Genomic DNA, 23407 nt, shown 5'->3' with positions numbered 1-23407 from the left:
CTCCTTCATTTCCTCTCATCCCTGTTTCATAGGCAAGTAGATCGTCACTACCGTTCCCTGCTCCAGCTTCGAATGGATACTTAAGGCTGCGCCTGCGATCCGCTCTACACGCTGCCTGACATTGGCAATGCCTATGCCTCCATCCTCTCTTTCCCCTCCGGTCAACTTGTACAACAAATCATCTGAAATGCCAATCCCGTCATCTTCGACAGTAATCTTGATATATTCTTCTCTTGCCTGCACAGTTAGCGTGACTCTGCCTTGTCCTTCCTTCTCAAACAACCCGTGCCGGATAGCATTCTCAACAAAGGGCTGAATACTTAAAGCAGGGATTTCAAAATACGACAGTCCCTTGTCCACCTCAAGCACGTAATCAAACCGCTCCCCAAACCTTGCCTTCTCAATCTCAACGTAAGCATGAATGAGCTCCAATTCCCGATGCAAGGGCACAACCAGCGTAGAGCGGTCCATATCCAGAATAAAGCGGATATACTGGCTCAGCATAGTCAACAAATAAGCGGCCTTTTCTCCATCCGTATAGCAGAAGGAAATGACGTTGCTTAGTGCATTGTATAGAAAATGTGGCTTAATCTGCGCTTGATGGAAAGCTTGCTCATTGCGAAGCGCCTCCTCGAAAGAAGTTTTCATTGAAATCAATGTCTGTATTCTCGCGATAAGCGTCTCCACATCAAACGGTTTGGTGATATAGTCATTCGCCCCGACTCTAAACCCGAGCGCAATGTCCGATGCCGAATCTTTGACCGTAGCGAACAAAATCGGCAGCTCCAGAATGGAGTGCTTAGTGCGCAAAGTTCGGCACAAGTCAATGCCCGAAATTTCCGGCATCATGACATCCAGTATGACTAGGTCGATACCCGGATAAGTATTCATTTTGTCCAAGGCTTCTCTGGCAGAGAATGCAGTGACTACATTATAGTGATGCCTTCTCAGAATGTGCAGCAGGCTATGGATATTGGAGGCCTCATCATCGACGATTAATATGGTGTGTGCAAGCTCTGGATCGATGTCATCCAGGGAGATAAGCTCAGTGTGAGCCGTCCTCTGCCTTTCGGCTGCTGCCGCTGATTCACGGTATCCCGGAATCCGCTGCATCTTTTGCATGGTGAAAAGCATTCGTGTGCCCAGTCCCAACTCGGACCACTCCACATGAATCTCTCCGCCCATACGCTCCACCAGCTTACGACTGATATACAATCCAACGCCCATACCTGTGTAACCATCCTTGGGAAGCGGCTTCTCCACCTGTTCAAAATATTCGAAAATCGTCTCCTGCTTGTCCAGCGGAATGCCAGTTCCCGTATCCTCCACTACTATGGAGGCTATATTCTCAGCTAGGCTGCACCTGATGCGGATTTCACCCTGTTCTGTATGTTTTATCGCATTATGAACGAGGTTATATAGCACCTGCTGTAAGCGGCTTTCATCGGCCAGAACCCAGGTATCCGGGTCTACCAGGTTCTCAAGCGTTACTTGTTTCCCGGCCAGCTCGAACTGCAACACATCCATAACGATCTGGGAAGCAACACGAAGATCCACCACCGTCATTTGCAGACGCAGTTCCCCGTGCTTTAGGCGGCTGACATCAATAAGATCTTCAATGAGCATGGATAGCTTGGTCGCTGTATCCTTGATCAGCCATAGATTTTGCTTTTGGCTCGGCTGTAGATTCTCTTCCGTATCCTCCAGCAAATAAGAGGTCATATTCATAATGCCATGCAAAGGGGTCTTAAGCTCATGTGAGGTGTTCATTAAGAATTCGTCCTTTAACTGATTGGAGACCATCAACCGGCGTGATAATACCTCTATATTGGCATAGGCATTCGAGAATCGTAAGGCCAGCATGATATTAATGAGGACGATGAAGATGACGACCCCACATTTGCCAACCAGATCGTTGGTAATAACGTTCTCGGAATAAAGGCTTGAGTCCACCAGAAATACCAGCAGCGCGAAAGCCCCCACAATGATGAGCAGCAGTTCTGACCGATTGGAGGACGGTTGCTGATTGCGAATGTACAGATAGATCATCCGGATGATAAGTCCAGCGACCGCAAACGCCATATAGATCACCAAAAAATATTTCACACTGATGTGGACACTGTATGGCAAAATGACAACAGCAATGAGGTAAAGCGCAAAGGGCAATAAGAGTAGCCTTAGCTTTTTCGCAGACATCAGCCGGGTCTCCACACTGCAGAAAAACATAAAAATGATGATCGCACCTAGAAACTGGCTGATTTCCAGCAGTTTATACACGAAGTTAAACGGCAGGTCCGGGAAGAAACGTTGAAACACTTTTTCACCGTATAAGGAGTCCTGAAGGGCCTGTAGCAGCAAATATAGTCCGCTAAGGAGGTAAGCCTTCTCTCTTCGCCCCAGAAAATAGAAACTGAAATGATAAGCTCCGAACATGGCCAGAATTAAGATAATACCAATATCCGCCCCCAACTGAATGCTGCTTACTTCCGAAATTCGCCCCTGTGTACCGAATGGAATGGAGTTCACGATGCCCCCGGTAACAAAGTTGAAGTTAGAGACTTGAAGAAGAATCTCAAGCTTGGCAGTATCACTATGAAAAAAGACCGTGTAGGGTGTATTACTCGGCTGGAAACCTTCGACACCCATAGCAGGAGTACCGCTCCCACCTTCCATCACATCATTAATGAACAGCCGGTGGGCCATACGGACACTCCGTATTTTCAATCCGAGAACTTCGTCCTTATCCTTTAATAAAATGGTAAGTCGATACGTTCCGGCACCTTTACGACTAATCCCACTATCCTCACTCTCCCCCCGCCATGTGCCCGGGACGGTCAGATAGGAAGCTTTCTCTGCCCGCCCTTGCACGAAATCTTTGGGTTCGAGCAATTCGTCTTTATAGAACTCCCACTCTCCATCCAGATTGATAACGCCATTATTGTGCAAATCCCACTGGGTCAGATCAAGTACCCCCTGCTTCGCCAGAGGCGCCATCCGGTTAGGCAACGTATGGGAATAAATTGCGGTTAATAGCGATATTGCTATTACAAAAAACAAAGCAAAGCCAACAGCCTTGCTGTATTTGATTGTTCTCACCAGTCGGTCCCCTCTCCACAAACAACAGAACAGTATCATTGTATAACTAGTGACTCACAAAAATCTCAAAATAATTAGATTGGGGATCGGACTCGAGTTCAAATTATATAAGACCAACCGCTTCTAGCAGTTGAAATCTGGTAACAACCTATGCTTACGGGTGCGAGCTTTCCTGCGGAAAGCTTTCAGGGGAGCGCTTCGCTTCTACAGTTCCAAACCTTCTCCTTCGTACAAAATGCACATAGCTGAGTATGTACTGGGAGCTTATTGAGAGCTTAAGCTGAGAAGCAGACTGAACTGGGAACTTAACATCTATTCAGCGGTTAAAATAACGGCATTTTTGCACCTTATATTGATCATTTTAGAGTAAAAAAGGAAATTAAGAGCATTATTGTACCTTATTTCCTCGCTTATCCCTCAAAGGGTACTGTACCGCAAGAATTAACATGCAAAAATGCCCTTAATTGAATTAATCCTTCCTTTGTAGATAAATTAAGGTGCAAAAATGCTCTTATTTCTTTATTCACGAGGCTGGAAGCAAACCGGCGCTGAGCCAGCGAACCCCTCCCAATGTCACTCAGAAGTTGGACAGGGGGACGCGACCGCGCGGATTTGTGGGCTTCTTAGTGATGTAGAACTTTTCACTGTCCATTTTTTTATCTTAATTTGTATTAGTTTTCCGTCTAGTCTAAAACGAGCGTATAACAAAAAGACACCTTAAAGAGCAACGCCCCTTAAAGTGTCTCCAATAAATCTATTTGCATGTTAACGACCTCGCACTCCAGTGTAACAAACCATTCTTCACAATCGCAGCTTCGGGTAGCGAGCTTTCTCCCGCTTCCAGAATCGGGTCAGTCGATGCAGCACCCAGCCGAACATCACCACAACCATCATATCAAAGCTCACATTGAACATAAACAGATGCTTGCCGATATCAGCCCGGCCATCTCCAAGGATGGGCACCAGGAAAGAAAATATGCCAATCAACCCCAGCAGCATCAGTAGTTCGCCCGCCATCCGGCCCCGGGTCTCCCGAGTAAGGAAATACTGCACCAGCGCCACTGCAAAGTACACAACGTAAAATACAGACAGAAAACCAAGCGTGTGCGGGATATGTTTGTTTTTGAATTGGCTCCAAGCGCTGTAGGTGTAGGATAAGGCTCCAGCTGGCTTGTTCTCCGTCTTTTCATAGTTCCCGAGGTAGTACGGACGGATGGCCATGCTATTACTTGCTGCATACTCCATGTTCTTAATCAGGCGGTCCGGATGCTTGAAATAGAAGAACAACACGTCTTTATGCGATACCCGATCGTAGAAGTCCGGCCCTAGCGAAGGGTCATTTTGCTTGATAGCCGTATCATTCTGAAAATAATTCGTCCCTGCCAGCACCTCCAGCCGTTCAGGCAATCCCAGGTCGTGCAGATCGCCACGCACATCCGGCGACTCGTTCAGAATTCCAAAGAACACCGTCTGGTACAGGTTGATATGCTTCAGATCCTTCGGCGCAGCCACGTACAGAACGACTGATACCACGAAGATCGCGGCTGAGAATCGCAACGCCAGCTTCCGCCAGTTCCCCTCCCCCTTAAGGAAGGAGAACCGCAGAAAAATAAGGGCGAAGGCGATCCCGATAGGCGCGTTCTGGATTTTGGAACAGGTCAGGAACAGTACAGCGATGAAGAACAGCGTCAGCACTTTCGGTGTGGGCTTTTCCATAGATGTCAGCTTTAAACCCAGCGCGAACGCCAGCAGCATAAACACCAGCGATACTGGCTCGCCATACAGGGAATTGAAGTACGCCAGATAGCCGATATCGTAAAAGACGAACAGAATACCCGCGCCGAGCAGCAGACCCGTTAGATAGGAGCCGCGGGTATTGTGCTTCACTAGCAGCCAGGAGGCCACCAACAGCAGTACAGCGTACACTGCCCCCAGCAAACGGATATCGAAGAAGCTTCCGTGGAACAACCCACCCAGCAGCCGCGGAATCAAGACCAGCACGATTTGCGAGGATGGATAGAAGCCCTTGAACAGATTCTCATACGAGAATCGGGAATGGCTGAAGCTGAAGAACCGATCGGCATACGATTCGTTCGCATCGTAGTAATTCAGACCGGTAGTGCTCATCATGCGCAGGAAATCCCCGTTGTCAGCCACTCCAATGAAATGACCGAAGAACAACAGAGAAAGAATAATCCCTAGTCCAACCAGCGCGACTACCGTCTCTGGACGCCCTAATCTTCTCATAGTCTCTCCTTACCGCTGCGGAAGCAGCTTCACATATTCATCAGACAAACTCATTAGTTGAAGAATATAGTCATAGTCAGTCTCATACTTGCTGAAGTCACTCACCGGCTCCAGTGTATCCAGCGAGATGGCTTCACCATCCTGGAACGTTGTGCCCGGCACGAACATGATGTCATCATTAAAGAATGAACCTGTCGGCAGATAGTAGCGCATACCCAACACATTGCGGTCAATGTTCAGAAGGTCATGTCCAAAAGACGTAAAGCCTTCTCCCTCCAAAGAGACACCCAGCAGGTTGGCGATCGTCGGCATAATGTCGAGCTGTCCACCCGTGCGGTCGATCACTCGTCCCTGCTCCATGCCTGGCACTCGAACAATAAGCGGGATGTTAAAGCGGCTGATTCTAGAGTCATATTTTATCCCCAGTGCCTGCTCTACCTGCTCCGGAGGGACATCCTTCGGCTGCAAACCGAAATGATCCCCGTACATGACAAGCACTGTATTGTCCCAAAGTCCGTTCTGTTTCAGGCCTTCGATCAAGGTGCCAATGGCATAATCTGTGTAATTGACCGCCGTCAAGTAATCGCCCAGCATCGTATCCTTCAGGTCACCTTCGACGTTGATTTTTTTGAAGGCATCAGGAATCTTAAATGGGTGATGACTGGAAGCAGTGACCATTTGTGCGTAAAAAGGCGTCCCCTTGGCCTTCAGCTCGGCAAGCTTCTCAATGCCGGTAATGTACAACTGCTCGTCCGATGCGCCAAAGGCGTTAAAGTGATCATTCTTGAAGCTTTGTTTGTCATAGTAGCCGTTGAAACCCAGTGCCGGATACAGCTCATTCCGGTTCCAGAAACCAACCTTGTTCACATGAAAGGTATACGCTTCGTAGCCCTTGCTGCGCAGAAGACGCGGCAGGCTAGGCAGCTCCCGATCCCCGAACCCGGTCGACATCGCCAGCGTTGCAATGGGATAGATGGACGTATTACTCATGAATTCAGCATCGGACGTGTTCCCTGGGCCAATTTGCTGATAGACATGGGGAAAATAAAAGCCTTCATCCGCAAGCTTGTTCAGTACCGGCGTCAGCTCCTGTCCATTTAGCGATTGATGCAGCGGAAAGTTTTGAAAGGCTTCCATCTGAATCACAATGACATTGCGGCCTTTCTGTGAGCCAAACAGATCAGGGATTGTCCCCATTGGCTGATCACGGTAAGGATAGGAAGCTTCCAGCGTTTCAATTCTGCCAATCGTCTCCTTGATATCCCCAATTCCGATCAAACCGTTATCGGCATTAGCCTTGATCGCCGCCACTACCTCATAGTTGAGGAATCCGGCACTCTCCGCCTGCACTAATTCATTCGTAATCCCCTTCGCGTTCGTGATTGTATGACCCGACCACCAAGCGCCGCCGATCACACATACCAGGAGCACAATCAGATGAACTCTGCGGGCACTAGATGAGACATATTTTTCCTGTGAATAGGCAGGACCCCGCAGCCATCTGCGTACCCCGCGATAGAGGGCATACACCGCGATATCTATGAAGAACAGGTAGTCAATGATCTGTATCGTAGATTCCACGCTCTCCTTGATTTGGAACACTTGTTTCAGCTCGTAAAGAGCCAAATAAGTCGGTACCGATCCAAAATGGTTGAAGTATACACTACTCGCGAAGAACAGCAGCGACAGCACAATGTTGAATGCCCAGAAGACTCCGGACTTCAGACGCCGGGGAATCACTAGAGCCAGCACCCCCATCAGCATTAGCACCGGAGCAGCATCAGCGGCGATCCACTCCCAGGCGATTCTGTCAAAAAACAACACTCTCAGCAGCAGCAGCTTCAACAGTAGCAGCCCTGATACCATATAGAACTGGGCGTATAACGGCCCGTTTTTCTTCTTGTACATAACATCCCCTCTAACTCTTGATCATGATTTCGATTCCTGTATCCCGCTTGAAAAATAGCAGATTTCACTAGTATAGCAATAATTGTTTTTATTTCAAAATGGATTGCTGTAATTCATGCGTTTTTTCAATTGATATTGCATGTTTGTGCACATACACTTTGAATAACTACTATTTTGATCATGCACAGCCTGGAGGAACGGGACGTTCCGGGAAGCAGTAATTTTCTCAACAGAAAAATCGCCGCAGTCCAGAATAAGCTGTAGTGTGTACAGTCACACAACTCATCAGAATTGCAGGATTGTAGAATTACACGATTTGAGTTCCAAAACTTCACGATTGCATACTTCGGTGCTACCCTACGATATAGCTACACCAAAGTTTCGCTCTTTAGCAACAACAAAAAGCAGAGGGTTACATGACCCTCTGCCATAATTCGCTGACACTAGTAAGCTCTCTTGCCGATAATCTGTATTGCCTATATTCTGTGTTGCAGTATGGCTGTCCTGTTAGTACTGAATGACGGTAATTCCCTGTTCCCTATAAGGAAGGAGAATATCCTCTGGCACCTCATTTGACGTAATCAAGCAAGTCAATGCCGAGGCTGGGGCGACGATAAATGGTGCTGAGGTTCCAAGCTTATCAGGCGTCACCAGTGCAACCACCTCCGATGAGCCTGCGATCATCGCTCTTTTGACAAAAGCCTCATTCGTTGTGCGGCAGACTGATGCCGAACTCGGGGTGAATGCAATACACCCCCAATGATTTGTTGCCGTTCTTCTTTAAGCACTGGTATGACCACTTGTTCATCGTCCCTCGTGGACGAAATCTATAACAATCCGCGGCACGTAATTTCCGGCGTTTGTCTACGCAAATTATAGCGGCCGGGATTGATCAAGGTCAATTGGGCGAGACTCAGCCCAGGGGTGTGCGGCTGAGTAATCTTTTAATAGAACGATTGGCTTCCTGTAGCACAGTTTCCTTATCCATCGTCTTCATCAGCCCACGTTCCATCACAATCTCGCCGTCAATAATAGTCGTCTCAACATCCGCACGGGTGGCAGAATACACAATTCGGGAGATCGGGTCTACATCATAGGACGGGAACGTGTGAAAATTACACAAATTCAGCAATGCCAGATCAGCTTTTTTACCTACCTCAATACTGCCGATGCTACTCTCCATCCCTACCGCCTTAGCCCCGCCAATGGTAGCCATACGGAACACACTTCTCGCATCCATAGTCGTCGGCCCATGCTGCGGCTTCTGGATGACGGCGGCCAGGCGCATCTCATTGAACATATCCAGATTGTTGTTGCAAGAAGCACCGTCAGCACCAAGACTCAAGGAGACATGTTCATGCAGCATGCCCGGTGTATCTGCAATGCCCGAGGCCAGCTTCAGATTGGAGCCGGGACAATGGCTGACATGCACACCGCGTTCCCGCAAAATTCGCCGCTCCTCGGCATCAAGCCAGATGCAATGCGCCAGAATGAGGCGCTCATTGGCCAAGCCCAAATGGTCAAGGTAGACGATATTCCGCATTCCTGTCATGGCCTGCACAATCTCGATCTCCCCCAGATTCTCCGATGCATGGGTATGGACTTTAACCCCATAACGTGCAGACAGGTCGCGCACCTCTGTTAGCAGCGGCTCAGTACAGGAAATGACAAACCGCGGGGAGAAGGCATACTGAATCCTTCCGCCTCCGTAACCATTCCATTTCTCCAGCAAATCCACACTCTCTTGTAAAGAAGATGTTGTATCCTCTTGCAGAGCTGCGGGCACATCCCCACCCTTCTGATCCATCATCACCTTGCCGGACAAGGCGCGAATGCCGCTCGCTGCAATGGCCTGAAAAGCAAAATCCGTATGATGCACCGTCTCCATATCCACAATCGTCGTAGTCCCGCTGGAGATCAACTCCCCTATGCCCAGCATCGCAGAGTAATATAACGATTCCTCATCGTGCGCAGCTTCCAGCGGCCAGATTCGTTTGCGCAGCCAGTCCATCAGCTCCAGATCATCACCTTTGCCGCGAAACAGCGTCTGACACAGATGAATATGGGTTTGGATAAAGCCAGGGATAACCGTACGGTTAGTGGCATCTATAACAGTCTCACCTGCTTGCGAAATCAGCCCGCTGCCGATCTCTACGATCAGGCTACCCTTGATTCGAATATCACCGGTGATGATATCCTCTGAGCTGTTCATGGTTACAATCTCTGCATTTCTAATCAGGATGTCTGCCATTATATTCTCCCCCTTTAGCCTGGTTACCTTGACTTGTTAATGTGCTAGTACTAAGCGCCAGTTGTAACACAAAAAGGCCACAAAATATGCCGTAGCATATTTTCGTAGCCGGAAATTTACGGTTTCCAGTAGAGACCCTTAAACCCATTATTAAGGATATACGAAAAAGGCTTATTCAATTCAGTCGCTTGAATAAGCCAATCATAAAAGAAAGACATGATTCATGTCAATAAAAAGTTAATTATACTAACATGAATCATTCTAATTTCTTATTTTCGTATTTAAATCATATATACAATGAATCAATTCGATCTTCCGTGTTATTTTTAATAACACGGAAGATATCATCTGATCGTATCAGTCGATATTTTCAGATATTTCTTTTCTAACATGAACTCACTCCGCAGCAATCAGCACCTTCTCAAATACCGGGAAATTCGCGATACGGCTCGGGAAGGAAATCTCGCCTCTAAGCTGATAGCCGAGCCGCGGGTACAGTTCCAATGCTCTAGTGTTCATGGCGTAGGTATCCAGACGAATGCTTGTATACCCGTTCTGCAATGCCAGTTCCTCTGCAAAAGCAATCAATTGGCGTGCAATGCCCTTACCCTGAACCTCGGGATGTACTGCCAGACGGTGCATGATCAGATGAGGACCCTGATTTTGCTCCCAAGTAATCGTCTCATAGGCCTCTGCCTGATTTTCATCCAGCACCAGTATTCCGGCAATGGCCTGATTGTCTTCGTAAACATATAGTGTACCGCTCTCAATGTCATTTCCGATAACTTCTTTATTGGGATAATACTCGTCCCATTGGTCACTTCCGCCACCCTGCATGACTTTTACACATTTGGCAATAAGCTTCATAATTTCTTCCAGCTCGTCCTTATGTGCAGTTCGAATCCCATTGCTCATCTGTGCACCTGCTTTCTTTCTTCCTAATTGAATCCCTCCAGCGAGACCCTGACAAGAAGTCTATCATATTTGAGCCCGCTTTGAGGAGGGGATTTCCGGAAAAGAGAGCAGGGTAAAACATCCGGACGGACTCCTCCCGACCGGATGTTATTTCCTTCTTACCCAGACCAAGGCATCCACTGGGTTATTTGAATTCCAATTTATGCCCGTCCTCGAAGCCCTTGGCGAAACCGGCGTCGAACCCCACGTTGTATGCTTCGGTGTAGCCCTGCTGATAGGCGTCTCCCGGCGGCGTTTCTGGGGAGACGCCAAGATCCGGGGGGAGCGGAATCACCTGTGGAGCGTGGTTAGGATCCACTGAAGGTGCTGCGTTAGCTTGTGGGGCAATGTTGATTCTTCTGCGCAGGATGCGGCGGCGGCGAAGTCTTCTTTTTTTGCGCAGCACAAGACTTTTGCGGGTCTTCCCTTTACGAATCAGCCCTCGGCGAGTTTTGCGGGCAAGGCCTTTGCGGATCTTAACCTTCCGCGACAGCAGCAATCTGCGCCGTCTGCGAGTGATCGTGCCTAAACGCACTTTTCTGCTGCTCTTTTTCTTCATTTTCTTGATTCCTCCTGTACTCCATGTACTTTGGAGGTTCCTACAGCACATGTCTTGGTCTTGTTCAGCCATGGCGCTGCGGGAGTTCCTCTTTTAGGCCGGTGCAGCGAAATACCTGACATCATCCGGCACATGGCGCTCTGGTACCCGCTTAAGATCCGGATATTCTCGCTCAGCTTGCGGGCCGTCAGCTCGGAATGCCCCGTCAATTCGGCGATGCTCTCCAGTATAGCGGCCAATGCAGCCTGGCTGCGGGAAATGGAGCGGATCATCTCCAGTTTAACGGCATGCTCCGAGAGACGGCCCCCGGTCATTTGCTCAAGTCCCCAAAGTCAAACCCGTCGCCGCCCGAAAACCCTTCTCCGCCGCCTTCTTCTTCACCACTGCCCAGCACAGCCTTCAAATTGCTGTAAAGCCCGTTCTCCAGCTTGGTTAGCCCCTCCACCATCTCAACGATCACTTCGTGAATGGAGAGGGCTTCTTTCAACTGCTCCTCATGACTTTCGAAAACTCTCGCGTGAATATGATGCTGTGTCCACTGTTTTACCTTCTCCGCTTCAACAGCCTTCGCCTCCAGGATCATGGCGACGTTCCACTGGATCACTGCCGTCGACTCCAGCATTTGTAGAAAAGCCTTTTCCCTGCTCATCACCAGCCTCCTACTCCTTGCGCTTACTCTTCTTCCTGCCCATCCATTTCCTTGATGACTCTGCCGACCCCTTCTGCCATCGCCTCTTCCAGATCAGCCAGGGCATTGAGGTACGCAATAATATTCTTGTTGACCTGACCCGTGCTTTCGATCAGACCGCTGGTTCCTCCAAAATCAGGCTCTGCATCCGGCAAATCGTGAACGATTTGCGACATACGGACAACCACGTGACGTTCGGCGTCGAGGATCCGCGCCATCTGTTCGTGCGTATGGGCCATGTGCTGCAGCACTTTTGTTATTTTATTCTGCACCTTCATGTCTCCTTTGCTCAAACGCCCTGCTACAACATATGCGGCAGGAGCCCTGGCTGTGCCGGAAGTGACCTCTATTCGCGGAGTTGCGCTTCCTGGACCCCGCCCATTTTTTCATTAGTGACCTCTCTGGAAATGCTGGGTTGATCTGCAGATAGATACCTTTCCATCCTCTAGGTCACGCAAAAAAGGCTCCGCCATATGGCAGAGCCTGATTAAGTCATTGTTTTATAGCGTTAGAACGATCCGCCCATCAACCTCGCCCTGCTCCAGCTCTGAGAAGACGTCATTGATCTCCTCCAGCTTCCTGACGGCTGTGATCGCCTTCACTTTCCCTTCCGCCGCAAACTGCAGAGCCTCTTCCAGATCCTGTCGCGTTCCGACAATGGAGCCAACTATAGTCGTCCCATCCAGCACCGTATTGAAGATAGGCACCTCCATGGTCTCCGGTGGCAATCCCACAAGGACTAGCGTACCACCCCGTTTTAGGGAAAAATAGGCGCTATCGAACGCTTTTTTGTTCACAGCCGTGACAATGCTAGCCTGGACTCCGCCCAACTCGCGCTTGATTACTTCCGCCGGATCGTCCGTTCTAGGATCTATAGCTACGTCGGCTCCCAATTGCTTAGCGAGTGCCAGCTTCTCCTCGGAAGTATCCACGGCAACCACGTTCAGACCCATAGCCTTGGCATATTGAACAGCCAGATGACCCAAACCGCCCACACCCACAATCGATACCCATTGCCCGGCACGGGCTTTGGATACCTTCAGTGCTTTGTAGGTAGTGACACCCGCACAAAACAACGGCGCTGCCTGCACAAAGTCGATAGAATCGGGGATTTTTACAACATAATCGCCATGGGCAATACAATATTCAGCATAGCTGCCATCGACCGAATATCCTGCGTTCTGCTGCTGCAGGCACAGCGTCTCACGTCCACTCAAGCAAAATTCGCAGTGACCGCAGGCCGAATACAACCATGGAATACCCACTCGGTCCCCTACCTGCAAATGCTTAATCCCCGCGCCAATCTGCTCTATCACACCGACGCCTTCATGTCCAGGAATTAATGGCAGCTTGGGTTTGACCGGCCAGTCCCCATTCGCAGCATGAAGATCCGTATGACATACGCCGCAGGCGTGGATTTTGACTACAACCTCATGGGGCTCCGGATCACGTAATTTGACTTCCTTAATTTCCAAAGGCTTTTTAAACGCATCGGTAATTGCCGCTTTCATACTGCTCCTCCTCTAAATGATGAATTGGAAATAGTATGTGCGACCCTGCAACATTTAACTCAAAAAGGAGTGTCCGGCAACTCCCGGAACACTCCACACCACCCGCATTATGACAGTGTACCCTTGAGCTTCTCCCCTGCCTCTTGCAGAGACTGAAACGTTCCCGCATCACTCCACCATTCCTTCAGCACATCATAGCTCAGCTTGCGGTCTGCGGCATACAGGTTGTTCACATCGGTGATCTCTAGTTCACCTCTCCCCGAGGGAGCAATCCGCCGAATAATGTCAAATACGTCCGAGTCGTACATATAAATACCAGTCACGCAGTAATTCGTCTTTGGTTGCTTGGGCTTCTCTTCAATATAGGCAATCCACACAGGATCCTTCTCGTCAAAGACGGGAACACCGTATCTGCGTGCATCCTCCACTGGTGTCAACAACACTTTGGCCGTCCCTTGGGACTGCTTGATAAAGCTATCCACATATGGGGTCAGATCGTCCATAAACAAATTATCACCGAGCAAAACAACGAATCGCTCCCCCGGAGAAATGAATCCTTCCGCAAGCTCCAGTGCCTCCGCAATACCTCCTGCGGCTTCCTGAATTTTATAAGTCAGAGAGACGCCGAACGAGGCACCGCTGCCTAAAAAATCCGTATACAACCCGGCGGACTGCTTGCTGATGACCAGAAGAATATCGGTGATCCCCCCTCGGCGCAGCCGGTCTATACCGTAGCACACCATAGGATAATTGCCGACCGGAAGCAAATGTTTGTTCATAAGCCGGGTCAGCGGCCAGAGTCTGGAACCTGTTCCGCCCGCCAGTATGACTCCCTTCACTTACTTTCCTCCTCTTTATCTACGTCATTAGTCTTCGGGTCATTGACATCAGATGAAATTCGCAGGGTCCACCTGCCATTTATCTATAAACTTGCTGCGATTTCGTTCCAGCAGGTCCTGCCAGCCGCTATTATATACTTCCTTGAAGCTGGCGCTTCCTTCATGGTGTACAAGACAATCTCCGGCAATCAGCAGCCGGTAACCCTGTTGCCGAGCGCGATAGCAGTAATCATCGTCCTCATAATGTCCAGGTGAGAATCTCTCGTCCAGCAGCCCTACGGATTCCAACACCTCTCGCTTCAGCAAAAAGCACAAACCTACCAGCCGCTTTGCTCCGATCCATTTACGGGGATCGGGAGCATTCGCGATTTCGGCGGCTTCATGATACCCCGGCAAATCGGTGTATTCCGTCTTGACTTGTTGTCTGCCACTGGCATAGTTCGTCACCGGTCCGACAATCCCGATATCCGGCGCACTGTACAGCGCCGCCTTCAGATTGCTCAGCCATCCAGCGGAGACAATCACATCATTATTCAGCAGCAGCACTTCATCGCCGGAAGCCAGCTGTAGGCCGAGATTGCAGGCGGCTGGAAAGCCGCAGTTGACGGGCAAGGAGATGAACGCTAATTTCTGCGCCCGGCAGTATTCTGTAGTTTCATCCTGTGAACCATTGTCTACGACGATGATTTCATAAGGAACCTCCGTCCAGGTCCGGATGGCCTCTACACAGGTCCGCAGCAGGCGGAGCCCGTTATAGGTCGGAATAATAATACTGGTCCGCGTCATATCCCATTCCTCCAGACCGCCATCTGACGCCGCTTCTCCCAAAGGACCTCTTCCGGCACAAGACTCCCAGGGTCCCTTCGGGAAAGCACTTCGTGCAACGCCTCGGCATGATCTCCGGTAATCAGCTGCTCCACAACGTTGCCACTTCCGATATTGGTTCTGCGCAGCCGATTTTGCTTGATGACATCAACCGTTCCCACCTGCTCCACCTGGAGACGGCCCAGGATAGAGCGTGCTTGCGCCTTGGGCGGAACCATCAGCTCCTGATAACCGATCTTCTCCAGCGCATGCCGGGAGAGCGCGTGGGGAACGGCCGTCATAGAGCTAACTCCCAGATCGCCCCGGCCTAGGGCAAGATTCAGGAACATCTTGCTGCGCGTCACATCGTCACTCAGCCGAAACGGCGGCAGCAGCGGATTCAGGTCATTAAGGGCGACATCTACCCCGTTGTCTACAGCGGCAGGGAAGGGAGCAAGCAGCGGCGCCGGAATCACCATGTCGCCATCGAGAAATAGTAGGATGTCACCTCTGCTCAGCTTCGCGCCTATGGCCCGGCCAACATCATGGCCCGCTGAATCTGGAAGGTGAATGATCATCGCCTCCCGGGAAAGGCGGGCTTGCCGAAAGCTATTATCACTGCACCCGTTAAGTACAACAATGATCTCCATAGGCTGAAGGCGCGACACCTGCTTGAGCAAAGGCAGCAGCGTTTTCTGCTCATTACGCGCCGAGATGATTACCGACAGAGTACCTCTCCGTTTCCATCTCCCCGTCTTGCGAAGGCTCTGTCTGCGTGGCGCAGCAGTCCGGCCGCTGCTGCGCCGCGAACTCTTCCTGCTCGTCGCTGCTATTGCCCTTCTCGCCGGCCGCTGCTGAGAAGCAGACTTGCGAGGTACGGCCACAATAAGCCTCCGTCTACGTTTCGACTTTATCTTCATCTGTCACCTCACGATCTCACGCCGCCGGGCCCCGTCGGCGAAGCCGGCCCGATGTCCGCGCCGGTCCAGCAGCAGGGATACCGCCTCCAGATGATCCTCTATGATCTGCTTCTGCAGAGGATCACTACCGCCCGCCTTACGGCGGACTGAGTTCAGCTTCCCTACCTCCACTGTATGAGCCGTCTGCACCCGCAGGCCTGCTGTAACAGCAGCCGCATGAGCCAGCGGCGGACGAGATAGCAAACTACTGCCCAGCAATGCAAGCGCCCTGCGGCTCAAGGCATGCGGAACAGCAGTCATAGAGCTGCCTTTCAGGTCCGGGCGACCGAGTAGAAGGTTCAGAGCATGCTTGGAGAGCACCACTGGATGGGGCGTCGATTGGCGGACCGGACCGGAATAATCATTCAAGGCAATATCAGTGCCTTCGCTTACAGCCCGCACGAAAGGACGTAGTTTTGAAGCGGGTATAACAAAATCTCCGTCTAAGAACAGCAGGACTTCCCCCATAGCCGCCTCGGCTCCAACGCTGCGTCCGGCGTCATGGCCAAGTGGCTGTTCGTAGGAGATTACGCGGGCACCTGATGAGCTTGCCATTTCTGCCGTACGATCAGCAGAGCCGTTGACAATCACAATAACCTCACAGCGCGAATGAACCCCCCTGGCCTCAGAGATCACACCACGGATGGTCCGCTCTTCATTCATCGCCGGAATGATAACGGACACATAAGGCTCGGGATGATTAGCGGGAGGCACGGCCACAGCTTGCTGCACCGGACGGACCGTCCGCCGGCGAGCTTTGGAAGCCGGGCGCAACTGGCGTCGGACAGAGGAACGTTTGGGCTTCATACACATCCACCTTTCTTGCAGGGCTGATTCCCCGGGCTGAGGGTTACAACACAGTTTATGTCATCCGCCGTGTGGGGTAACGGCCAATGTCTCATTCGCACAGAAAACAGGACAAATGCCGCTTAGTGACAAAGGCCCGCCTTCTCGCCATTGTCACAGTGCCTGAATCTCTTGTAATGATGAAAAAAGCGCGGCCTAAAGGCCGCACTCATTGATGAGTGTATACAGTTGAAGTGGCTGTTTGTTTCCAATCTTTAATCGAAAGGAAGCTGATTAACAGGAGCTTTGGCCGGTGGAGAACCGATAGCAATCCAGGAAACGACACCGTAGAACTGGCTGGTCTCACGCAACCTAACTACCTCGATCACGGCCTCATGCAAGGACCGGCTCTTGAGAGAAGCATGGAAGAAAGGTTGATTGGTCATAGCCACAACAACATAGCCAGTGTGGCCGAAGCTCTCTTCGAAGGTCACCGTTACTTCAGCGCTTTCCGCATCCCCATTGAACATAAAAGCCGTCATGCCGAATTGCTGAAGGGCTTCACGCGACCCTGCTGTCTGCACCGGATTGAAGGAAAGATGTTCCGAATTGACTGCCCCAGAAGCCAGATGCTCTGTGCTAACCGCGCCGGGCGCAATATGATAGCCCAGCACACTCTCTTCCACCAGATGGCGGGACTCTACGGCGAAGGAGGCAATTTTACCGGAATCTACCGCCTCATCCTGCAGTTCCGTAGTCCCAACGGCTTCCGGAGACAACTGCAGTGTCCCTACACTACCGGGAAGCAGCTTGGTTCCGGGTATGCTGCCATCCGGCAGCAGCCCGCTGACATGCGTTTCCTCTGCTAAATGCTCAAGCTTAATAATGCCAGGGCGCAAATGCCGTTCTTCCACACTTTGCTCAGTCAGGTGCCCACCGGTTATGCTATCCGACTGCAAATGCTGCCCAGTTACTGCTCCCTCTGCCAGCTTCGCTCCCGTAATGCTGCCATCGGGCAGAAGATCGGACGTGTATACCTCCCCTGCCAAATGGGCAAGGGTGATATTTCCGGGTCTTATATGCCGTTCTTCCACACTTTGCTCAACCAGGTGCCTGCCGGTTATGCTATCCGACTGCAAATGCTGTCCTGTTACTGCTCCCTCTGCCAGCTTCGTTCCTGTAATGCTGCCATCAGGCAGAAGATCCGACGTGTATACCTCCTCTGCCAAATGTGCAAGGGTGATATTTCCGGGTCTTATATGCCGTTCTTCCACACTTTGCTCAGTCAGGTGCCCGCCGGTTATGCTATCACGCTGCAAATGCTGCCCAGTTACTGCTCCATCTGCCAGCTTCGCTCCCGTAATGCTACCATCAGGCAGAAGATCCGACGTGTATACCTCCTCTGCCAAATGTGCAAGGGTGATATTTCCGGGTCTTATATGCCGTTCTTCCACACTTTGCTCGGCCAGCTTCGCTTCTGTTATGCTGCCATCAGGCAAGAGATTGGACGTGTACATCTCCTCTGCCAAATGCTGAAGCTTTATAATTCCGGGTCTTAAATGACGCTCTTCCACACTTTGCTCTGCCAGCTTCACTCCTGTTATGCTGCTATCAGGCAGAAGATCAGACGTGTATACCTCCTCTGCCAAATGCGCAATGGTGACACTACCAGGACTTAAATGACGCTCTTCCACACTTTGTTCAGCCAGGTGTCTGCCGGTTATGCTATCAAACTGCATATGCTGGCCATTCACAGCTCCCTCTGCCAGCTTCGCTTCTGATATGCTGCCGTCAGGCAGGAGATCAGACGTGTACACCTCTTCTGTCAGATGCTCAAGCTTGATAATTCCGGGTCTTAAATGACGCTCTTCCACACTTTGTTCAGCCAGGTGTCTGCCGGTTATGCTATCAAACTGCACATGCTGGCCATTCACAGCTCCCTCTGCCAGCTTCGCTTCTGATATGCTGCCGTCAGGCAGGAGATCAGACGTGTACACCTCTTCTGTCAGATGCTCAAGCTTGATAATTCCGGGTCTTAAATGACGCTCTTCCACACTTTGCTCAGACAGGTGTCTACCGGTTATGCTATCAGACTGCACATGCTGGCCATTCACAGCTCCCTCTGCCAACTTCGCTTCTGTTATGCTGCCGTCAGGCAGGAGATCAGACGTGTACACCTCTTCTGTCAGATGCTCAAGCTTGATAATTCCGGCTCTTAAATGACGCTCTTCCACACTTTGTTCAGCCAGATGTCTGCCCGTTATGCTATCAGACTGCACATGCTGGCCATTCACAGTCCCCTCTGCCAGCTTCGCTTCTGTTATGCTGCCGTCAGGCAGGAGATCAGACGTGTACACCTCTTCTGTCAGATGCTCAAGCTTGATAATGCCGGGTCTTAAATGCCGCTCTTCCACACTTTGTTCAGCCAGATGTCTGCCGGTTATGCTATCAAACTGCACATGCTGTCCGTTCACAGCTCCCTCTGCCAGCTTCGACTCTGTTATGCTGCCATCTGACACGAGATCAGCCGTGTATACCTCTTCTGTCAGATGCTCAAGCTTGATAATTCCGGGTCTTAAATGACGCTCTTCCACACTTTGTTCAGCCAGATGTCTGCCGGTTATGCTATCAGACTGCAAATGCTGTCCATTCACAGCTCCCTCTGCCAGCTTCGCTTCTGTTATACTGCCATCAGGCACGAGATCAGCCGTGTATACCTCCTCTGCCAAATGCGCAAGGCTGATACTGCCAGAACGAATGTGACGGCTCTCTACGGTCTTTCCAGCCAAATGCCCGCCGTATACGCTGCCCTGCGCAAGATGCAATGACTTGACGGAACCCGCTCCCAGCTTTTCTCCAGTAATACTTCCGTCCACCAACAGTTCAGCTGTCCGTACCTCTTCAGCCAAATGCGCAAGCGTAATACTGTTTGGAAGGATGTGACGACTATTGACTGTCTTGTCTGCGATATGCTCACTATTCACACTGTTCGGGGCTAAATGGAGCGAATCTACAGAACTCTTCGCCAACTTTTCTCCAGTAACACTTCCGTCCACCAACAGCTCGGCGATCTGCACTTCTTCAGCCAGATGCGCAAGCGTGATACTGCCTGGGAGGATGTGGCGACTATCGACTGTTTCGTCTGCGATATGCTCACCATTTACACTACTCTGTGCAAGATGCAGTGACCCGACGGAACCCGCTGCCAGCTTTTCGCCAGTAATACTTCCGTCCACCAACAGCTCCGCTGTCCGCACTTCTTCCGCCAGATGTGCAAGCGTAATGCTGCCAGGTATGATGTGGCGGCTATCCACCGTCTCGTCTGCGATATGCCCACCATTTACACTACCCGAAGCTAGGTGGGGCGAATCTACAGAGCTTTCCGCCAGCTTTTCTCCAGTAATACTTCCGTCCACCAATAGTTCGGTCATCTGCACCTCTTCAGCCAAATGCGCAAGCCTGATACTGCCCGGGAGGATGTGTCGGCTATCGACTGTCTCTCCTGCCAGATGCTCACCGTATACACTGCCCAGCGCTAGTTGAGTGGAGCCTATGGAGTTCTCCGCCAGCTTCTCCCCAGTAATGCTGCGGTTTGGGAAAAACTCAGCTGTTCGCACTTCTTTAGCCAGATGCTGCATGGAGATGCTGCCAGGTATGATGTGACGGCTCTCTATCATCTCGCCAGCTAAATGCTCGCCATAAATACTACCAGGTGCAAGATGAAGAGAACCAACAGCATCCTGCGCCAGCTTTACCCCAGTAATACTGCCGTCAGGCAGGAGATCGGGAGTCCGTACTTCTCCGTCCAGATGAGCAAGCGTAATGCTGCCGGGACGAATATGATGGCTCTCTACCATCTCCCCGGCTAAATGTTCGCCATATACACTGCCCGGTGTAAGATGGAACGAGCCTACAGAGTCTTTTGCCAACTTTTCTCCAGTAATACTGCCATCGGGCAACAGCTCGGCTGTCCGCACTTCTTCCGCCAGATGCTCCATCGTGATGCTGCCAGGGAGGATGTGACGGTTTTCTACTGACTGATCGACCAAGTGTTCACCTTTTATACTCCCCGGTGTGAGATGGGGAGTGTTCACGGAACCTTCCGCGAGCTTCGCTCCGGTAATACTGCCGTCTGGCAACAGCTTAGCTGTTCGTGTCTCTTGCGCAAGATGCTCCAGCGTAATACTGCCGTACACGATATGGTGGCCTTCCACGGTATCCCCGGCTATATGTTCACCGTACACACTCTCCGGCGAGAGATGAAGGGGACCGATAGCGTTGTCTGCGAGCTTCTCTCCAGTAACACTTCCATCTGGTAGCAGTTCTGCTGTGCGCGCTTCCTTCGCTAAATGCTCCAGTGTAATCTCACCGAACTCGATATGGCGGCCTTTGACGGCACCGGAACCTAGATGACCTTCCTCCACGCTATTCGCTGCCAGGTGACCAGCATTCACCGAACCCTTCACTAGCTTACTGCTGTCGATGCTCCCATTCTGAAGCTGAATAGACGAAATAGCGTTCGGGATAATGTGTCCATTGCCGATGGATAGTGGGCGGATATGTGTTCCGCCAATGCTTCCGATAGACAGATGTTTGCCCTGTAAGGCACTGTCAGCGACCGCGCTTGACCCCACCACCCCTGGTGACAAATGCTCGGGAAGAACGGCACCCGCCGTCAGCTTGGATGAATCCACACTGGCGTCCGCCAGCTTGATTGAAGTGACCGATAAGTCACCCAGTTTATCCGTAGACACACTCTCCGGCGAGAGCTTAAGTGAAGTCACGGCATAATCGGCCAGATGGTGCGGCTGAACCGCTCCTGCGGACAAATGAATCTCCTTCACTGCACCAGAGGCCAGCTTGTCGCCCGATACTGCGCCGTGCTGCAGGGCTGTCTCTGTCACACTGTTGTCCCCAAGATGCCGGCGCTCTACCGCGCCCGGGGCCAGATGTTCGGCCTGCACTGCGGCGTTCTTTAAGACACGCCCGCTAATACTATCATCGGACAAATGCTTCTCTTCCACCGTACCCGGAGCGAGATGTTCCCCGCTGACTGCTTCCCTGGCGAGAGCATGACTGCCAACCGCACCAGCTGCCAATTTAGAGGCGGTAACCGCACTCTCCGCCAGCTTGCCTGAGGTAATGCTGAGTGGGCGAAGATGCTCCTGACCCACAGCTTCCAATGAAAGCTCTCCCCCTGTAACAGCACCAGGCGTAAGATGGAAGGTCTTCACTGCATCCTCCTGGATCTGCTCGGGCCCCACCGCATTCTCCGCCAGATGAGCATGCTCCACGCTCTCCCGCTGGATATGAATGGAGGATACAGACTGCGCGGCCAGCTGCGGACCGCGTATAGCCGACTTGGCGATGTGCCGGGTATTCACAGCTTCATCGGCCAGCTTGTGTGCCAGCACACTTTGGTCCGCGATTTTCGAAGCGGTGACCGACTGCTCCACAAGCTGGGCGGTGCCCACCGCTCCTTCCGCCAGCTTCACGAAGGAAATGCTTCGATCAGCCAGATGGCGACCAGTAATCTCCCCTTCGGCGATATGTTCCCCGCCGATGCTGTCTGGGCTGAGATGCGTGGCCCGCACCGCTTCCGTGCGGAGCTGACGAGATCCGATCGCACCATCAACCAGATGGGTGCTGTCGATGATCCCGGACTGGAGCTGCTCCTTGCCGATCAGCCCGCTGGCCAGCTGATCCCGACCGATGGCACCCGGGGCCAGATGCTGTGCCAGGATGACACTATCGCCAAGATGGTCACTTGTAATAATGCCCGGGGCCAGCTTGGCACCGGTGATTCCACCATCGGCAATCTGATCTTCTGCCACTGCGCCGTCCACAAGTTTCGAACGGTCAATGCTGCCATTGGCCAGATGACGGCTGGAAATGCTGCCGCTTCCTATTTTGTCAGCGGTAACGGCACCGTCTTCCAGCAAATCCGCTGTGATGATGAATTGGCTTAAATGACGGCTCTCAATCGAATGGTCGGCAATTTTGCCGCCGTCCATTACGCGATCGGCCAGCTTATCTGGACCGATACTGCCATTCTTCAGCTTTTCTGCGCCAATAGAATGGTCTAACAGCTTGCTTCCGGTCACGCTTCCTTCTGCCAAATGCTCACCCGAAACAGCTTCATGAGCAAGTTTGGAGGAGGTCACTGCCTTGTCCGCAATATTTATACTCTGTACGGCGTAATCCTGCAGCCAAGGGGTGCCAATAATGCCGTACTTGAGCTTGGAACCATCGATCGTGCGGGGAGCAATCTTGGCCCCGGTAACGGATGCATCGGAAAGATCATCTGTGTACACCGGCTGTAGACGCTCCTTCTCCGCCGGCTTCAAAACAGTGGGTTCCGCTCCTTGCCCCTTCTTTAGAGTCCCCTGGTTCTGAACTCCCTCTTCCCGCTGCTCTCCTGCAGGTGCAACATTTGGTACGGCCACCGCCGTTTCCGTTTCCGCCACCCCCACCGCACTAATCTGCAATGCCTGCTGTGCCTCTGCCTCTTCATTCGCCTCTGTGTTTTCAACCAGGCTCTCTTCCATTGAAGAAGCTTTTGGGCTTCGATCCAGCAGGCTCAATTCCTCGGTATTGGGATTATCTACGAAATAGGGTTTCTTTTTAGCAGAACGCGGCTGCTTTCTTGAGGTCCTCCTCACAAGCAGTCCCCTCCTTCCATCGAATGTATCTCCTAGGCATCATATGCAGTGAGGTAGGCGAATGACACCCTTCCATCTCCGTAAAAAAAGGGCATTTGCCGCCACGCATTCGTCCACCCTGACCGGGCCGTACAAACATACAC

General features: G+C 51.4%; 16 protein-coding genes and 1 riboswitch. All 16 genes read right to left on the bottom strand.

Translation table 11 applies throughout. From position 1 onward, the window contains the following. Positions 1–15 precede the first annotated feature (15 nt). The 16 genes from AC3Y23_RS15375 to AC3Y23_RS15300 all read right to left on the bottom strand — a co-directional run bounded on the left by AC3Y23_RS15375 (position 16) and on the right by AC3Y23_RS15300 (position 23264). The gene (locus AC3Y23_RS15375; protein ID WP_379200350.1) at positions 16–3096 is read right to left on the bottom strand and encodes an ATP-binding protein; all 3081 of its coding nucleotides are present in this window, start codon (positions 3094–3096) and stop codon (positions 16–18) included. An 801-nt stretch (positions 3097–3897) separates the two neighbouring features. After that, the gene (gene wsfD / locus AC3Y23_RS15370) at positions 3898–5343 is read right to left on the bottom strand and encodes a glycan biosynthesis hexose transferase WsfD (protein ID WP_379200347.1); all 1446 of its coding nucleotides are present in this window, start codon (positions 5341–5343) and stop codon (positions 3898–3900) included. A 9-nt stretch (positions 5344–5352) separates the two neighbouring features. Continuing rightward, positions 5353–7251, bottom strand: coding sequence for an LTA synthase family protein (locus tag AC3Y23_RS15365; protein WP_379200345.1), 1899 nt, complete (start codon positions 7249–7251; stop codon positions 5353–5355). Positions 7252–7758: 507 nt separating this feature from the next. Further along, positions 7759–7935 (bottom strand): DeoR/GlpR family DNA-binding transcription regulator, encoded by a 177-nt coding sequence (locus tag AC3Y23_RS15360; RefSeq protein ID WP_379200343.1) that lies wholly within the window; start codon positions 7933–7935, stop codon positions 7759–7761. 229 nt (positions 7936–8164) lie between these two features. Next, entirely contained in the window at positions 8165–9502 is a 1338-nt protein-coding gene (locus tag AC3Y23_RS15355; RefSeq protein ID WP_379200341.1) for a 5'-deoxyadenosine deaminase, read from the bottom strand. Positions 9503–9587: 85 nt separating this feature from the next. Continuing rightward, positions 9588–9686: riboswitch (purine riboswitch) on the bottom strand. A 212-nt stretch (positions 9687–9898) separates the two neighbouring features. Beyond that, positions 9899–10417 (bottom strand): GNAT family N-acetyltransferase, encoded by a 519-nt coding sequence (locus tag AC3Y23_RS15350; protein ID WP_379200339.1) that lies wholly within the window; start codon positions 10415–10417, stop codon positions 9899–9901. Positions 10418–10601: 184 nt separating this feature from the next. Beyond that, entirely contained in the window at positions 10602–11015 is a 414-nt protein-coding gene (locus AC3Y23_RS15345; RefSeq protein ID WP_379200337.1) for a FliH/SctL family protein, read from the bottom strand. Then, positions 11012–11329 (bottom strand): hypothetical protein, encoded by a 318-nt coding sequence (locus AC3Y23_RS15340; protein ID WP_379200335.1) that lies wholly within the window; start codon positions 11327–11329, stop codon positions 11012–11014. The genes AC3Y23_RS15345 and AC3Y23_RS15340 overlap by 4 nt, the downstream gene beginning before the upstream one ends. Then, positions 11326–11664 (bottom strand): alpha-helical endospore appendage domain-containing protein, encoded by a 339-nt coding sequence (locus AC3Y23_RS15335; RefSeq protein ID WP_379200333.1) that lies wholly within the window; start codon positions 11662–11664, stop codon positions 11326–11328. Before AC3Y23_RS15335 ends, AC3Y23_RS15340 begins: the two co-directional genes overlap by 4 nt. A gap of 23 nt (positions 11665–11687) precedes the next feature. After that, on the bottom strand, positions 11688–11975 hold the full coding sequence (locus AC3Y23_RS15330; RefSeq protein WP_379200609.1) for a nucleoside-diphosphate sugar epimerase: 288 nt from the start codon (positions 11973–11975) through the stop codon (positions 11688–11690). Between the two features lie 228 nt (positions 11976–12203). Continuing rightward, positions 12204–13214: an alcohol dehydrogenase AdhP gene (adhP, locus tag AC3Y23_RS15325; protein ID WP_379200331.1), complete on the bottom strand. Its 1011-nt coding sequence runs from the start codon at positions 13212–13214 to the stop codon at positions 12204–12206. A 107-nt stretch (positions 13215–13321) separates the two neighbouring features. Next, a complete protein-coding gene (locus tag AC3Y23_RS15320) occupies positions 13322–14053 on the bottom strand; it encodes a sugar phosphate nucleotidyltransferase (protein ID WP_379200329.1) in 732 nt (243 codons plus the stop codon). A 48-nt stretch (positions 14054–14101) separates the two neighbouring features. Further along, the gene (locus AC3Y23_RS15315; RefSeq protein WP_379200327.1) at positions 14102–14839 is read right to left on the bottom strand and encodes a glycosyltransferase family 2 protein; all 738 of its coding nucleotides are present in this window, start codon (positions 14837–14839) and stop codon (positions 14102–14104) included. Continuing rightward, entirely contained in the window at positions 14836–15777 is a 942-nt protein-coding gene (locus tag AC3Y23_RS15310; protein WP_379200325.1) for a glycosyltransferase family 2 protein, read from the bottom strand. The genes AC3Y23_RS15315 and AC3Y23_RS15310 overlap by 4 nt, the downstream gene beginning before the upstream one ends. 3 nt (positions 15778–15780) lie before the next feature. Further along, complete coding sequence (locus AC3Y23_RS15305; protein WP_379200323.1) at positions 15781–16623, bottom strand: glycosyltransferase family 2 protein; 843 nt, start codon at positions 16621–16623, stop codon at positions 15781–15783. Between the two features lie 254 nt (positions 16624–16877). Continuing rightward, positions 16878–23264, bottom strand: a complete 6387-nt coding sequence (locus tag AC3Y23_RS15300; protein WP_379200321.1) for a WIAG-tail domain — start codon at positions 23262–23264, stop codon at positions 16878–16880. Positions 23265–23407 lie beyond the last annotated feature (143 nt).

The organism is Paenibacillus sp. MAHUQ-45, assembly GCF_058133325.1.
Note: the sequence above shows the minus strand (reverse complement) of the source record. Positions and strands in the feature narration are given on the sequence as shown.